This window comes from Amycolatopsis saalfeldensis, assembly GCF_900110575.1.
Classification (GTDB): Bacteria; Actinomycetota; Actinomycetes; order Mycobacteriales; family Pseudonocardiaceae; genus Amycolatopsis; species Amycolatopsis saalfeldensis.
In genome coordinates this window covers 440,359-454,015 of the sequence record NZ_FOEF01000004.1, presented here as the reverse complement: position 1 = coordinate 454,015, position 13,657 = coordinate 440,359, and the positions used below count along the sequence as shown (strand labels likewise).

The window sequence follows — 13,657 nt, the reverse complement described above, 5'->3', positions numbered from 1 at the left end:
TCGGAGCTGCGATCAGCCCTGGGCTTCGGCTCGAAGCTGGGCTCAGGCTCGGAGCCCGACCGGGGCTCACGGCTGGGCCTGGACTCGCGGCTGGGTTTGCGGCTGGCTTCGAGGCGCGCATTGCGGTGCGGCTTCCGGCGGATTCGCATGGTCGTATGCTCGAACCATCACATGGATGTGAAGGTCAATCGAGCGAGGAGTGAGGCGGGGCACATGCGTATCGGGGAGCTGTCCGCGCGGACGGACACACCACGTCGGCTGCTGCGCTACTACGAGGAGCAACGGCTGATCGTGGCGAGCCGCTCCCCCAATGGTTACCGCGAATACGACGAGGCGACCGTCGACCGGGTGCTGCAGATCCGCGGTCTGCTCGACGCCGGCCTGCCGACGCGGATCATCAAGCAGATCCTCCCCTGCCTCGGCAAACCCCGCGCCCTCTACTTCCCCGACGCGACCCCCGAGATGATCGCGACCCTGGAACACGAACTCGACCGCATGACCTCCCGCATCACCTGCCTGACCCACAACCGCGACGCGATCGCCGAGTACCTGAACGCAGTCCGCGACGGGAACCCACCGGACGTGCTCGTCGAGGCACCAGCCTGAGACCTGGCTCCGCTACCCCGGGCGGCAGAACGACGGCGGTGTGGGAAGCCGACCGGGCAGGCATCCGCGCGGCAAGCCCATCCGCGCCGAGGCATCCGGGCGGCCGGGCGGTCGGACGGATGGTCGGGCGGGCGGGCGGCGGCGGCGGCCGCAGGACTGCACGGCAGCACGCCGGCCGGCAGGGCGGCCCGGCCGGCAGGGCGGCCCGGCGGCACGGCGGCCCGGCGGCCCGGCCGGCAGGGCGGCCCGGCGGCACGGCGGCCCGGCGGCCCGGCGGCAGGGCGGCAGGGCGGGAGGCAGGGCGGCACGGCAGGGCGGCACGGCAGGGCGGCACGGCGGGCCAGTAAAGCATCGGCGGCAGGGCTGGCGGTCGAGCGGCTGGGCAGCTGGGCAAAGCGTCCGCGCGGCAGGGCATGCGCGCGGTATGTCCTTTGTGGATCCCGGTGCGCGGCGACCGGGCGAAGGGTTCAGGGGCGGCGCGACTTCGGCAGCTTGGCTACTACCGCGTCGTAGGAGGCGTCCAGTAGTTCGGCCAGTTCGGTGGGCGGCACGGTGGTGTGAACGGTGGCGGTGAGGGCGACGCTGTTCCAGCCGTAGCGGCCCAGGTAGGCCATTACCGTGACCGTGGACGGATAGCGAGCCCGCAGTTCCGCGGCCTCCTCCTCGGTGGCGCCGCACTTCAAGCCGACCGAGGGTGGGGCGTTCTGTCCGATGAAGGCGAAGGCCTTGCCTCCGACCTTCGCCACGAGGACATGGTCGCCGAAGGGGTAAGTCTCCTCCGTGCCCGGCTTCGCCAGGCAGTACGCGATCACGTCCTCGACGGTCATGAGTGCGGGTACCACGGACAGACGCCGTTCATGGGCTCGGGGGTGACGCGCTCGGCGGCCTCGCCCACGTACGCGGCCTCCGCGATAGTGGCGGGAGTGGCGGCTCTCGGGGCGGCAGAGGTCCGAGTGGCTGCCGTGGCAGCCACTCGGGCAGCGTCGAGTGCGCGCCCGGCGATCATCGGCGGCTGCTCGCCTGGTTCCCGCGACCCACGTGGTCTTCCCGGCGCGCCTGGTCATCGCGACTCGCTTGGGGTCCGTGGGTCACTTGATTCCGGCGGCGTCCATGCCGCGCAGCTCCTTTTTCAGGTCGGAGACCTCGTCGCGGAGGCGGGCGGCCAGTTCGAACTGGAGGTCTCGGGCGGCTTGCATCATCTGGTCGGTCATCTGCTGGATCAGGTCGGCCAGTTGGGCTCGCGGCATGCCCGAGACGTCCTTGTCGACGAGCATGCCCGAGCTGCGGACGCGGTCGCCCTGCTCTGGTTTCTTGCCGCGGGAGGAGTTGCGGCCGGAGCCGCCGACGGCGACTGTCTCTTCGGAGTCCTCGGCTTCGCTGTAGACGCGGTCGAGGATGTCGGCGATCTTCTTGCGCAGTGGCTGCGGGTCGACGCCGCGTTCCTCGTTGTAGGCGACCTGCTTGGCGCGGCGGCGGTCGGTCTCGTCGATGGCGTGCCGCATCGAGTCGGTGATCTTGTCGGCGTACATGTGGACTTCGCCGGAGACGTTCCGGGCCGCGCGGCCGATGGTCTGGATCAGCGAGGTGCCGCTGCGCAGGAAGCCTTCCTTGTCCGCGTCGAGGATCGCGACCAGCGACACCTCCGGCAGGTCGAGGCCTTCCCGCAGCAGGTTGATGCCGACGAGCACGTCGTAGTCGCCGGCCCGCAGCTGGCGCAGCAGCTCGACGCGGCGCAGCGTGTCGACCTCCGAGTGCAGGTACCGCACCCGGATGCCGAGCTCCAGCAGGTAGTCGGTGAGGTCCTCGGACATCTTCTTGGTGAGCGTGGTGACCAGCACCCGCTCGTCCTTCTCCGCGCGCTCGCGGATCTCGTGCACCAGGTCGTCGATCTGGCCCTCGGTCGGCTTGACCACCACCTTCGGGTCGACCAGGCCGGTCGGGCGGATCACCTGCTCCACGAACTCGCCGGCCGCCTGGCCCATCTCGAACGGGCCCGGCGTCGCCGAGAGGTACACCGTCTGGCCGATCCGGTCGGAGAACTCCTCCCAGGTCAGCGGCCGGTTGTCGGTGGCGCTGGGCAGCCGGAAGCCGAACTCGACGAGGTTGCGCTTGCGCGACATGTCGCCCTCGTACATGCCGCCGATCTGCGGCACTGTCTGGTGCGACTCGTCGATCACCAGCAGGAAGTCTTCCGGGAAGTAGTCGATCAGGGTGGCCGGCGCGGAGCCGGCCGGCCGGCCGTCGATGTGTCGCGAGTAGTTCTCGATGCCGGAGCAGAACCCGACCTGGCGCATCATCTCGATGTCGTACGCCGTGCGCATGCGCAGCCGCTGGGCCTCCAGCAGCTTGCCCTGGCGCTCCAGCTCGGCCAGGCGCAGCTCGAGCTCCTCCTCGATGCCCTTGATCGCCTTCTCCATGCGCTCCGGGCCGGCCACGTAGTGCGTGGCGGGGAAGATCCGGACCTCGTCGATCTCGCGCACGATGTCGCCGGTGAGCGGGTGCAGGTAGTACAGCTTCTCGATCTCGTCGCCGAAGAACTCGACCCGGATGGCCAGCTCCTCGTACGCCGGGATGATCTCCACCGTGTCGCCGCGGGCGCGGAACGTGCCGCGGGCGAACGCGATGTCGTTGCGCGTGTACTGCACATCCACCAGCGCGCGCAGGAACACGTCGCGGTCGAGCCGCTCGCCGACCTTCAGCATCGAGGACCGGTCGAGGTAGGACTGCGGCGTGCCCAGGCCGTAGATGCACGACACGCTGGCCACCACGATGACGTCGCGGCGCGAGAGCAGGTTCATCGTGGCGGAGTGGCGCAGCCGCTCGACGTCGTCGTTGATCGACGAGTCCTTCTCGATGTAGGTGTCCGTCTGCGCGATGTACGCCTCGGGCTGGTAGTAGTCGTAATAGCTGACGAAGTACTCGACCGCGTTGTGCGGGAACAGCTCGCGCAGCTCGTTGGCCAGCTGCGCGGCCAGCGTCTTGTTCGGCGCCATCACCAGCGTGGGCCGCTGCACGCGCTCGATCAGCCACGCGGTGGTCGCCGACTTGCCCGTGCCGGTGGCGCCCAGCAGCACGACGTCCTTCTCGCCCGCGCGGACCCGGCGCTCGAGCTCGTCGATGGCCGCCGGCTGGTCACCGGCGGGCTGGTAGTCGCTGACGACCTCGAACCGGCCGCCGGACCGGGGGACGTCGGAGACCGGCCGGAAGTCGGACTGGGCGAGGACGGGGTGTTCGGTTGCGAAAGCCACGAGAACCAGAGTAAGCCGACCCACCGACAGTTTTCAGTCGCGGAGTCGGTAATGGGCCCGCGACCTGCGGTGAAAGGGGTCGCGGACGGTCCGGGGAGGCAGGTGCGGCACCGGGCTCGCCGGGTCGGTGCGGCCCGGCCAGGTCGACGCAACCCAGCCAAGTCAGCGCAACCCAGCCAGATCAGCGGCCCAGCCAGATCAGCGCGGCCCGACCAGATCAGCGCGGCCCAGCCAGGCTCGTCACGACCAGCCAGATCAGCACAACCCAGCCAGGCTCGTCACGACCAGCCAGATCAGCACAACCCAGCCAGGCTCGTCACGACCAGCCAGGTCAGTCCGGGCAAGAGGCAAGAGCACCCCCGGGCCAGCGCACGATGGCCAGCGCACGACGGCCGACGGCCCACCGGCCGGGTGTGGGACGGCCGATCCGGGCGCGACCCGGGTGAGAAACGTCCGGTTCCGGCCCCGCGCAGGGCAAGATGAGCGGATGACCGACCTGCACCCGCCGAAGATCGAGGTCTTCGACCCGGCCGCTCGCGTCAATGTCGATCCCAAGGGCGTCGCGCGGGAGGTGGAGGAGTTCCGCGAGCAGCCGTTCGGCCTCTACCTCGCCCGCCCGGCGCCCGGGCGGGCCCAGTTCAGCTACCTCGAGTCGTGGCTGCTGCCGGCGCTGGGGCTGCGCGTCACCGACTTCTGGTTCAATCCCGGACACGAGCGGGACCAGGACTTCTACCTCGACGTGGTCCGCGTGCGCCGGGACGGGGCCCGCTGGATCGCCACCGACCTCTACCTCGACCTGGTGCTCAAGGACAAAGTGTCGGTGCGCGTCATCGACAACGACGAGCTGGTCGCGGCGGTCGCGGAGGGTCTGCTGCCGCAGTCCGAAGCCGAGTACGCGCTTGAAGCCACGTACGCCGCTGTCGAAGGCCTCGCGGGGCACGGTTATGACCTCGCCGCCTGGCTGTCCACAAAGGACGTCACGCTGACCTGGCGGCGGCACCCTTAGCGGCCGCGCTCCGCGACCGGACGGCCGGTTGGGCCACGCAGGAGCGGCAGGAGGATGTCGTCGACGAGGTGCTCGACGAAGCGCTCGTCGCAGGGCTCCCCGACGAAGACGACGCGGTGCACGATCACGGCCGGGGCGACCTCGGCGAAGAGGCCGGAAGACGCCTGACGCGGCAGCCGGCCGGTCATCGCGGTCGCGTCGCGGCGCAGGATGCGGCGCATTTCCCCGGCCAGCCCCGGGTCGCCGCGCATCCCGGCGAACAGCGCCCCGAGCAGGCCGATCTCCTGCTCGGCGATCTGCCGCGCTAGCCAGGTGACGAGTACCAGGAGATCCGAGCGGAGGTCGTCGCCGGGAAGCTCGGGCGGAGTGACCGGCGAGCGATGGTCGACCGCGGCGGCGACGAGGGCCGCCTTGTCAGGATAGCGGCGGTAGATCGTCGTCTTCGCCGCGCCCGAGCGGGCCGCGACCGCCTCGATGGACAGCTGCTCGTAACCGTTTTCGGTCAGCAGCGCCAGCGTCGCGTCGAGGATCGCGACGTCGCGGCTCGCATCACGCGGCCTGCCCAGTGAGCCGTTCACCCGACCACCCCTCTTAAGATACGAAACCGTTTCGTATCGAAAAGTAACACGCAGCGGCGGCGCGGTCAAAACCGCCCGTATCCACCGATCGGTGGATGCCGGCCGCCTGCCGGTGGAGCCGGGTTCTGGCCGTTCCGGCGATCCGCGCGGGCCCCTCCCCGCGGGAGTCTTTCAGCGACGAACCGATCAGGAGGGGAGGGCGCGATGCCGGTCATCGAAGTCGAGCGCCTGCACAAGCGGTACGGCGGCAAGATCGCGGTGGACGACGTGTCGTTCAGCGTGGAGCGCGGGGAGATCTTCGGGATCCTCGGGCCCAACGGCGCCGGCAAGACCACCACGGTGGAGTGCCTGGAGGGGCTGCGCGTCGCCGACGGCGGCACGCTCTCGGTGCTCGGCCTCGACCCGCGCGAGGACCGGCACGAGCTGCGCCAGCGCGTCGGCATCCAGCTCCAGGAGAGCCAGCTGCCCGACCGCCTGCGGGTCCGCGAGGCGATCGACCTGTACGCCTCCTTCTACCGCGAGCCCGCCGACCCGGAGAAGCTGCTCGCCACGCTGGGCCTCGCCGACAAGCGCGACACCGCGTACAAGAATCTCTCCGGCGGCCAGAAGCAGCGGCTGTCCATCGCGCTCGCGCTGGTGGGCAGCCCGGAGATCGCCGTGCTCGACGAGCTCACCACCGGCCTCGACCCGCAGGCGCGGCGCGACACCTGGGAGCTGATCGAGGCGGTGCGCGACCAGGGCGTGACGATCCTGCTGGTCACGCACTTCATGGAGGAGGCCGAGCGGCTCTGCGACCGGATCGCGGTGATCGACTCCGGCCGCGTGGCCGCCATCGACACGCCCGCCGGGCTGGTCGGGCGGGTCGACGACGAGCAGCGCATCCGCTTCCGCCCGTCGGCGCCGGTCGACCTGGCGCGGCTGAAGGCACTGCCCGACGTGCTGAAGGTCGAGCGCCGCGGCGGGCAGCTGGTGGTGACCGGGCGCGGCAACGCGCTGCACACCGTCACCTCGTTCCTCGCCCGCAACCAGGTGATCGCCGGTGAGCTGCGGGTGGACCAGGCGAACCTCGACGACGCGTTCGTCGCGCTCACCGGCCGGAAACTGGACTGAGGGGACCACGCTGATGCTCACCAAGATGACCGCCGTGGAGGCGAAGCTGTTCCTCCGCGACCCGGGCGCGCCGGCCACCGTGATCGGCATCCCGCTCGCCCTGATCCTGGTGTTCGGGTTGATCCCGGGCACGAAGGACCCGAGCGCGCAGTTCGGCGGCCAGTCGCCGCTGTCCACTTTGATCGCCCCGATGGCGGTGGCGATCGTCATCGCGATGCTCGCGGTGACGCTGTTCCCGGCCGCGCTGGCCGGCTACCGCGAAAAGGGCGTGCTGAAACGGCTTTCCGCCAGCCCGGTGCCGCCGGCCCGGCTGCTGGCCGCGCAGCTGATCGTGAACCTCGTGGCCGCTGCCGTCGTGATCCTGCTCGTCGTGGGGGTGGGCAGGATCGCGCTCGGCATGGCGTTGCCGCGGAATCTCGGCGGCTTCGCGCTTTCGGTGGTGCTGGGCGCGGCGGCGCTGTTCTCGGTGGGCCTGCTGGTCGCCGCGTTCGCGCCGACCGCCCGGGCCGCGAGCGGCATCGGCGCGCTGGTGTTCTTCCCGATGCTGGCGCTGGGCGGGGTGTGGGTGCCGAAGGAGCAGCTGCCGGTGTTCCTGCAGCACGTCGCCGACGTCCTGCCGCTCGGCGCGACGATCAACGCCCTGCGCGAGACCGCGGCGGGTCACGCGCCGGAACTGCTGCAACTGGGCTCGATGGCCGCGGTCACCGTGGCCTGCTCCGTGCTCGCCGCCCGATTCTTCCGCTGGGAGTGACGATGACCGCGACCACCACCACCGTCCCGGCGACGCGCGCCGTCGCCCCGTTCGCCCGCACGCCCGTGCTCGTCCTCGCCGCGCTGCTCGCCCTGCTGCTGGGACTCACCGCGAACCGCTACGGCTACATGGGCGACGAGCTGTACTTCCTCTCCGCCGGACGGCACCTGGCCTGGGGCTACGTCGACCAGCCGCCGCTGCTGCCGCTGATCGCCCGCACCATGGACGCGCTCGTCCCCGGTTCCCCGTTCGTGCTGCGGATCCCGGCCATCCTGGCGATGGCCGCCGCGGTGGTCTTCGCCGCGCTGATCGCCCGCGAGCTCGGCGGCGGGACCAAGGCGCAGGCCCTCACCGCGGCGACGCTGGCGGTGTCGACCCAGTTCATCGGCAGCGGGCACTACCTGGCGACCTCGACGCTCGACCCCTTCCTGTGGACGGTGCTGCTCTGGCTGCTGGTCCGCTGGGTCCGCACTCGAGCCGACGGCCTGCTGGTCTGGGCGGGCGTGGTCACCGCGCTCACGCTCTACACGAAGTTCCTGATCGGCGGCTTCTGGCTGATCGCCGGGATCGCGCTGCTCGTCTTCGGCCCGCGTGAGCTGCTGCGGCGGCCGAAGCTGTGGCTCGGCGCCGCCATCGCCGCGGCGGCACTGGTCCCGACGCTCGTCTGGCAGGCCACGCACGGCTGGCCGCAGCTGGGCATGGGCCAGGCCATCTCGCAGGAGGTCAGCGACTACCTGGGCGGGCGGGTGGCATGGCTGCCCGAGGCGCTGCTCGTCGCCGGCCTGCCGGTCGGGGCCGTGCTGCTCTGTTACGGCCTGTGGCGGCTGCTGCGCGCGGAGCGGCTGCGGCCGTACCGGTTCCTCGCCTGGACCACGATCGGCCTGGCCGCGGTGTTCATCCTGGCCAACGGCCGCGCGTACTACATCGCGGGGATGTTCGCGCCGTGCTGGGCCGCGGCCGCGGTCGAGCTGGAGAGCGGCCGGGCCTCCCGCTGGTGGCGCTGGATCGCGACCTGGCCGGTGTACCTGCTGGCGCTGGTCATCGCGGTCCCCCAGTCCTTGCCCGTGTGGCCGCAGGCCTGGCTGACGGAGCACCCGGGGCTGCCGAGGTCGATCCTCGCGTCCGCCGAGATCGGCTGGCCGGAGACGGCGCGCTCGGTGGCGGACGCGTTCGCGAAGGTGCCCGACCCGGCCCACACCGCCGTGGTCACCGAGTCCTACTGGACGGCGAGCGCGCTGGACCACTTCGGCCCCGCGCTCGGCCTGCCGGAGCCGGCCAGCCCGAGCCGCGGGTACGCCACGCTGGTCCTGCCGCCGGATTCGGCCCGGGACGTGCTGTTCGTCGGGACCGACCCGCGGCCCCTGCTCGGCCACTTCGCCGACCTGCGCCCGGCGGGCAAGGTGGACACCGGCGCGGCCGTGCCGAGTGTGGAGCAGGGCCTGCCGATCTGGCTGGCGAGCGGGCGGCTCCAGCCGTGGCCGCGGATCTGGCCGCAGCTGATCACCCGCTGAGGTGGTGTGCCCGGCGCCACAGCGAGCGGCCCGGCGCCGGGCCCGCCCCCGTAGGGTGCGGCTCGTCAGGCCCGAACAGCGGACGGGGAGCAGGATGGAAGCCGTGACCACGGCCGGCGCTCGCGCCAAGCCCACCGGCGACGTCGCGGAGTTCGCGCGGCTGCCCGTGGCGCTGCTCGCGGCCGGCACCGCGGCGATTCTGCTCGCCACCGCCGGCCGTTACGGCTACTTCGGCGACGAGCTGTACTTCCTCGCCGCGGGCAAGCACCTGGCCTGGGGGTACGCCGACCAGCCGCCGGTGCTGCCGCTGATCGCGTGGCTGATGAACACGATCGCCCCGGGCTCGCTGGTGGTGTTCCGGCTCCCGGCGATCCTGGTCACCGCCGCCGGGGTGGTGCTGACAGCGCTGATCGCGCGGGAACTCGGCGGCAATCGGCGGGCGCAGACCCGCGCGGCCGCCGCGTTCGCGATCTGCGGCCAGTTCGCAGGCAGCGGCCACTACCTCGCGACGTCCACTGTGGACCCGGTGCTGTGGACGGCGGCGCTGTGGCTGCTGGTGCGCTGGCTTCGGACCCGTGACGACAACCTGCTGCTGTGGCTGGGCCTGGTCACCGCCGTCGCGCTCAACGTGAAGTTCCTGATCGGCGCGTTCTGGGCCGTGACCGCGGTGGCCTCGCTCGTGTTCGGCCCGCGTGAGCTGCTGCGCCGGCCGAAACTGTGGGCGGGGGCCGGCATCGCCGCGCTCGCCTGCGTCCCGACGCTGTGGTGGCAGACCGCCAACGGCTGGCCGCAGCTCGGCATGGGCGACGCCATCGCCAAGGAGGTCGACGAGGGCGGCGGCCGCGCGGAGTTCGTGCCGGGCCTGCTGGCCGGGGCCGGCCTGGTGACCGGCGCCCTGGGCGTCCTTTATGGACTTTCGGTGCTGCTGGGCGCCCAACGGCTGCGGCCGTACCGGTTCCTCGGCTGGACGACGCTCGGGCTGGTCGTCGTGTTCATCGTCGTCAACGGGCGGTTCTACTACGCCGCGGGCATGTTCGGCCTGCTGTGGGCCGCGGCCGCCGTGCACCTGGAGCACCGGCGGCCCGCGCTGTGGTGGCGCTGGGTGCCGACCTGGCCGGTGTTCGTGCTCTCCGCGCTGTACAGCCTGCCGTACGCGCTGCCGGTCTGGCCGGTGCAGTGGCTCGTCGAGCATCCCGACGCGCCGCACCCCGCGTACGCCGTGGAGGAGGTGGGCTGGCCCGACCTGGCGGACTCCGTCGCCGGCGCGTACCGCCTGCTGCCGCCTGGCGAACGCGACCACACCGCGCTCGTCACCGCGGGCTACTGGCAGGCGGGCGCCCTCGACCGGTACGGGCCGGAGCGTGACCTGCCCGAGGCGTACAGCCCCAGCCGCGGCTTCTGGTACTTCGGGCGCCCCGCCAACGACATGGACACCGTGCTCTTCGTCGGAAGAGACCCGTCGAAACTGGCGAAACACTTCCAGTCGGCGAAGGTCGTGGCACGCGTCGACAACCGGCTCGGCGTGCCCAACTCAAGCCGGAACATGCCGATCTGGCGGCTCACCGGACGTCTCGACGCCTGGTCCGTGCTCTGGCCCCAGCTCAAGGACCTCAAGGCATGAGATCCCGGCGGGCCGACGACGTGAAGGTGGACTGGGGCCGTTCGCTGATGCCGCCCCTCGCGCCGAATCCGGGGCTGCGCTGGCACCAGTGGTTCACCCGGGTGGAGACCGTGTTCGGGTTCGTGCTCCTCCTCGTCCCGGTCCTGCTCAGCACGCTGCCGGCGAACCAGACGGCCGGGCACCGGGCGGTCACGCTGGCCCTCGCGGGCGGCGCCGCGGTGTGGCTGCTGCTCACCACCGTGCTGCCGCACCCCGGCGTGCGCGAACGCCCGGTGTTCGCCGTGCTGACCTTCGTCGGAGTGGTGGGCTTCGCGACGGCGCTGCAGGCCCGGGAGTCCCCCTTCTTCGTCTTCATGATCTTCGCGTTCTTCGCCGCCATGCGGATGAGCCCGGTGCCCGTGGCGATCCTCGGCGTGGGCATCACCTCGCTGCTGATCAACACGGTCTCGGTCGGCGGGCCGGTGCACTCGCTGACGACCTCGCCGGGCGTCATGGTGACGCTGATCCTGGTGCAGACGGCGGCGATCGGCGGCGGGGGCGCGGTGTTCGCCGCGGTCGGGCGGCAGAGCCAGGAACGCAAGCGGATGCTCGACCAGCTGGCCGCGGCCGAGGCGGAAAACCTTGGCCTGCAACGGCAATTGCTCACCCAGGCCCGTGAGGCGGGGGTGCTCGACGAGCGCCAGCGGCTGAGCCAGGAAATCCACGACACGCTCGCTCAGGGCTTCACCGGGATCATCACCCAGCTCGAGGCGGCCGCGCAGGCCGAGGCCGATCCGGCCGAGTGGCGGCGCCACCTCGGCACCGCCACCGAGCTGGCCCGGGAGAACCTCACCGCCGCCCGCCGGTCCGTCGGCGCGCTGCGGCCGGAACCGCTGGAATCGGCGACGCTGCCCGAGGCGCTGGCCGAGGTGACGCGCCGGTGGGGCGAGCGCACCGGCGTCCGGGCGGACTTCACCGCCACGGGCACCGCCGAGGCCCTGCACCCCGAGCTGGAGGCGACCCTGCTGCGCATCACCCAGGAAGCACTGTCCAATGTGGCCAAACACGCGGCGGCGGACCGGGTGGGGCTCACGCTTTCGTACATGAGCGACGAGGTGACGCTGGACGTGCGCGACGACGGCGTCGGCTTCGACCCCGAGGCCCCGCCGCCGGCCGAAGGCGGTTTCGGGCTGCCCGGGATGCGACGGCGCGTCGAGCGGCTGGCCGGCACCCTGCACGTGGAGTCCGAGCCCGGCGGCGGCACGGCGATCTCGGTGAACCTGCCCGCGGTCCCGGCTGCGACACTGCCCGAAGGAACACTGCCCGGGGACACCGACGACGAGGGGGCGTCCGCGTGACGATCACACTGCTCATCGCCGACGATCACCCGATCGTCCGCGACGGGCTGCGCGGCATCTTCACCGGCGAGCACGGGTTCGAGGTGCTCGGCGAAGCCGGGAACGGCAGCGAGGCGGTGGCGCTGGCCGAGTCCCTGAAGCCCGACGTCGTCCTGATGGACCTGCGCATGCCCGGCACCGACGGCGTCGCCGCCATCACCGAGCTGGCCCGCCTCGACAACCCCGCGCGGGTGCTGGTCCTGACGACCTACGACACCGACTCCGACGTGCTGCCGGCCATCGAGGCGGGCGCTACCGGCTACCTGCTCAAGGACTCCCCGCGCGAGGAGCTGTTCCGCGCCGTCCGCGCGGCCTCCCGCGGCGAAGCGGTGCTCTCCCCCGCCGTCGCCAGCCGGATCATGGGCCAGATGCGCGCACCGGCGAAGGAACCCTTGTCCCAGCGCGAAATCGAGGTCCTTTCACTGGTCTCCCGCGGCTCGACCAACAAGGACGCGGCGAAGAAGCTCTTCATCAGCGAGGCGACGGTGAAAACCCACCTCCTGCACGCGTACGCCAAGCTCGGGGTGAAGGACCGCGCGGCCGCCGTCGCCGTCGCCTTCGAACGCGGGCTGCTCGGCTCCTAGCCCCACAGCTCCCTCCCCCGGTCCGCGACCCGCGCGGCCGCCCGGGCGACGAACTCGCCGACGTCCAGTGCGTCCACCTTCCGGCCGTCACGCAGGCGCGGCGCCACCTGCCCGCCGGCGGCTTCGGCGGCGCCGAGCACTGCCTGGTACGGAACGAGACGGCCGGCGCGGACGCGGGCGCCGAGGCTGCCCTGGTCCGGGCTCGCCAGCTCGGCGCGCAGGCCCGCGTCGAGGCACCGTTCCAGGAGCGCCGACGCCTCGGGAAGCTGGGCGTCGGACACCGGCAGCACCAGGACCTGGACCGGCGCGAGCCACGGCGGGAACGCGCCCCCGTGCTCCTCCACCAGCTGAGCCATCGCGCGCTCCAGACTGCCGAGCACGCTGCGGTGCACCAGCGCCGGGCGGTGCGCGGCGCCGTCCGGGCCGGTGTAGCGCAGGTCGAACCGCTCGGGCTGGTGGAAATCGACCTGCACGGTCGACAGGGTGGACTCGCGGCCCGCGCTGTCGACGACCTGGACGTCGATCTTCGGGCCGTAGAACGCCGCCTCCCCCGCCACCGCCTCGTACTCGATGCCGCTGCTGTCCAGCGCCTCGACGAGCAGCGCGGCCGCACGGTCCCACTGCTCGGGCGATCCCGCGTGTTTCCCGCCTTCGCCGGCCAGCGAAAGCCGGTAGCGCGCCGGGCGGAGGCCGAGGTCCCGGTGGACGCGCCGGATCAGCTCCAGCGCGCCGTGCGCCTCGGCGGCGACCTGGTCCGGGGTGCAGAACAGGTGCGCGTCGTTGAGCTGGATCGCGCGCACGCGGTTCAGCCCGCCCAGCACGCCGGACAGCTCGGCCCGGTACATGCCGCCCAGCTCCGCGATCCGCAGCGGCAGCTCGCGGTGGCTGCGCGCCCGGGAGCGGTAGACGAGCGCGTGGTGCGGGCACAAACTGGGCCGCAGCACCACTTCCTCGCCGCCGACGCGCATCGGCGGGAACATGTCTTCGCGGTAGTGCGCCCAGTGGCCGGACCGCTCGTACAGCTCGCGTTTGCCGAGCACCGGCGAATACACGTGCCGATAGCCCGCGCGGCGCTCGAGGTCGCGGACGTACTCCTCCAGGGTGTGGCGCAGCACGGCGCCATCGGGCAGCAGGAACGGCAATCCGGCGCCGATCAGCGGATCGGTGGCGAACAGGTGCAGTTCCCGGCCGAGCTTGCGGTGATCAGGCATCGTGGTCTCCTCACGGGCGGGAGACGGGTGACCACACGGCGAAGCCCCGGGGCAC

The 13,657-nt window shown here is 72.0% G+C and carries 11 protein-coding genes and 1 pseudogene; 8 read left to right on the top strand and 4 right to left on the bottom strand.

All coding sequences use genetic code 11. The annotated features are described in order from the left end of the window. Positions 1-213 precede the first annotated feature (213 nt). The gene (locus BMY97_RS12895; protein WP_091616994.1) at positions 214-606 is read left to right on the top strand and encodes a MerR family transcriptional regulator; all 393 of its coding nucleotides are present in this window, start codon (positions 214-216) and stop codon (positions 604-606) included. Positions 607-1,073: 467 nt separating this feature from the next. Here BMY97_RS12895 and BMY97_RS12890 read toward each other — a convergent pair whose 3' ends face one another. After that, the gene (locus tag BMY97_RS12890) at positions 1,074-1,433 is read right to left on the bottom strand and encodes an MmcQ/YjbR family DNA-binding protein (protein ID WP_091616993.1); all 360 of its coding nucleotides are present in this window, start codon (positions 1,431-1,433) and stop codon (positions 1,074-1,076) included. A 261-nt stretch (positions 1,434-1,694) separates the two neighbouring features. Then, positions 1,695-3,854, bottom strand: a complete 2,160-nt coding sequence (gene uvrB, locus BMY97_RS12885; RefSeq protein WP_177231308.1) for an excinuclease ABC subunit UvrB — start codon at positions 3,852-3,854, stop codon at positions 1,695-1,697. Between the two features lie 487 nt (positions 3,855-4,341). Here uvrB and BMY97_RS12880 point away from each other — a divergent pair, with 487 nt between their 5' ends. Then, positions 4,342-4,860, top strand: a complete 519-nt coding sequence (locus BMY97_RS12880) for a ribonuclease FAU-1 family protein (protein ID WP_091616991.1) — start codon at positions 4,342-4,344, stop codon at positions 4,858-4,860. On the opposite strand, the gene BMY97_RS12875 is transcribed toward BMY97_RS12880, so the two are convergent. Beyond that, the gene (locus BMY97_RS12875; RefSeq protein ID WP_218156770.1) at positions 4,857-5,438 is read right to left on the bottom strand and encodes a TetR/AcrR family transcriptional regulator; all 582 of its coding nucleotides are present in this window, start codon (positions 5,436-5,438) and stop codon (positions 4,857-4,859) included. The two genes, BMY97_RS12880 and BMY97_RS12875, sit on opposite strands and share 4 nt — an antisense overlap. Positions 5,439-5,642: 204 nt before the next feature. Between BMY97_RS12875 and BMY97_RS12870 the strand changes: the two genes are divergently transcribed. The 6 genes from BMY97_RS12870 (at position 5,643) to BMY97_RS12845 (ending at position 12,391) form a co-directional block, all read left to right on the top strand. Then, the gene (locus tag BMY97_RS12870; RefSeq protein WP_091616990.1) at positions 5,643-6,548 is read left to right on the top strand and encodes an ABC transporter ATP-binding protein; all 906 of its coding nucleotides are present in this window, start codon (positions 5,643-5,645) and stop codon (positions 6,546-6,548) included. 25 nt (positions 6,549-6,573) lie between these two features. Further along, positions 6,574-7,299: an ABC transporter permease gene (locus BMY97_RS12865; protein WP_245787288.1), complete on the top strand. Its 726-nt coding sequence runs from the start codon at positions 6,574-6,576 to the stop codon at positions 7,297-7,299. Positions 7,300-7,301: 2 nt separating this feature from the next. Next, positions 7,302-8,810 (top strand): glycosyltransferase family 39 protein, encoded by a 1,509-nt coding sequence (locus tag BMY97_RS12860; RefSeq protein WP_091616988.1) that lies wholly within the window; start codon positions 7,302-7,304, stop codon positions 8,808-8,810. A 103-nt stretch (positions 8,811-8,913) separates the two neighbouring features. Continuing rightward, a complete protein-coding gene (locus BMY97_RS12855; RefSeq protein WP_425425263.1) occupies positions 8,914-10,431 on the top strand; it encodes an ArnT family glycosyltransferase in 1,518 nt (505 codons plus the stop codon). After that, positions 10,428-11,768: a sensor histidine kinase gene (locus BMY97_RS12850; RefSeq protein WP_245787287.1), complete on the top strand. Its 1,341-nt coding sequence runs from the start codon at positions 10,428-10,430 to the stop codon at positions 11,766-11,768. The genes BMY97_RS12855 and BMY97_RS12850 overlap by 4 nt, the downstream gene beginning before the upstream one ends. Next, positions 11,765-12,391, top strand: coding sequence for a response regulator transcription factor (locus BMY97_RS12845; protein WP_091616986.1), 627 nt, complete (start codon positions 11,765-11,767; stop codon positions 12,389-12,391). The genes BMY97_RS12850 and BMY97_RS12845 overlap by 4 nt, the downstream gene beginning before the upstream one ends. On the opposite strand, the pseudogene thrS reads toward BMY97_RS12845, so the two are convergent. Continuing rightward, positions 12,388-13,605: pseudogene (thrS, locus tag BMY97_RS12840) on the bottom strand (threonine--tRNA ligase); the annotation flags it as partial. The gene BMY97_RS12845 and the pseudogene thrS sit on opposite strands and share 4 nt — an antisense overlap. Positions 13,606-13,657 lie beyond the last annotated feature (52 nt).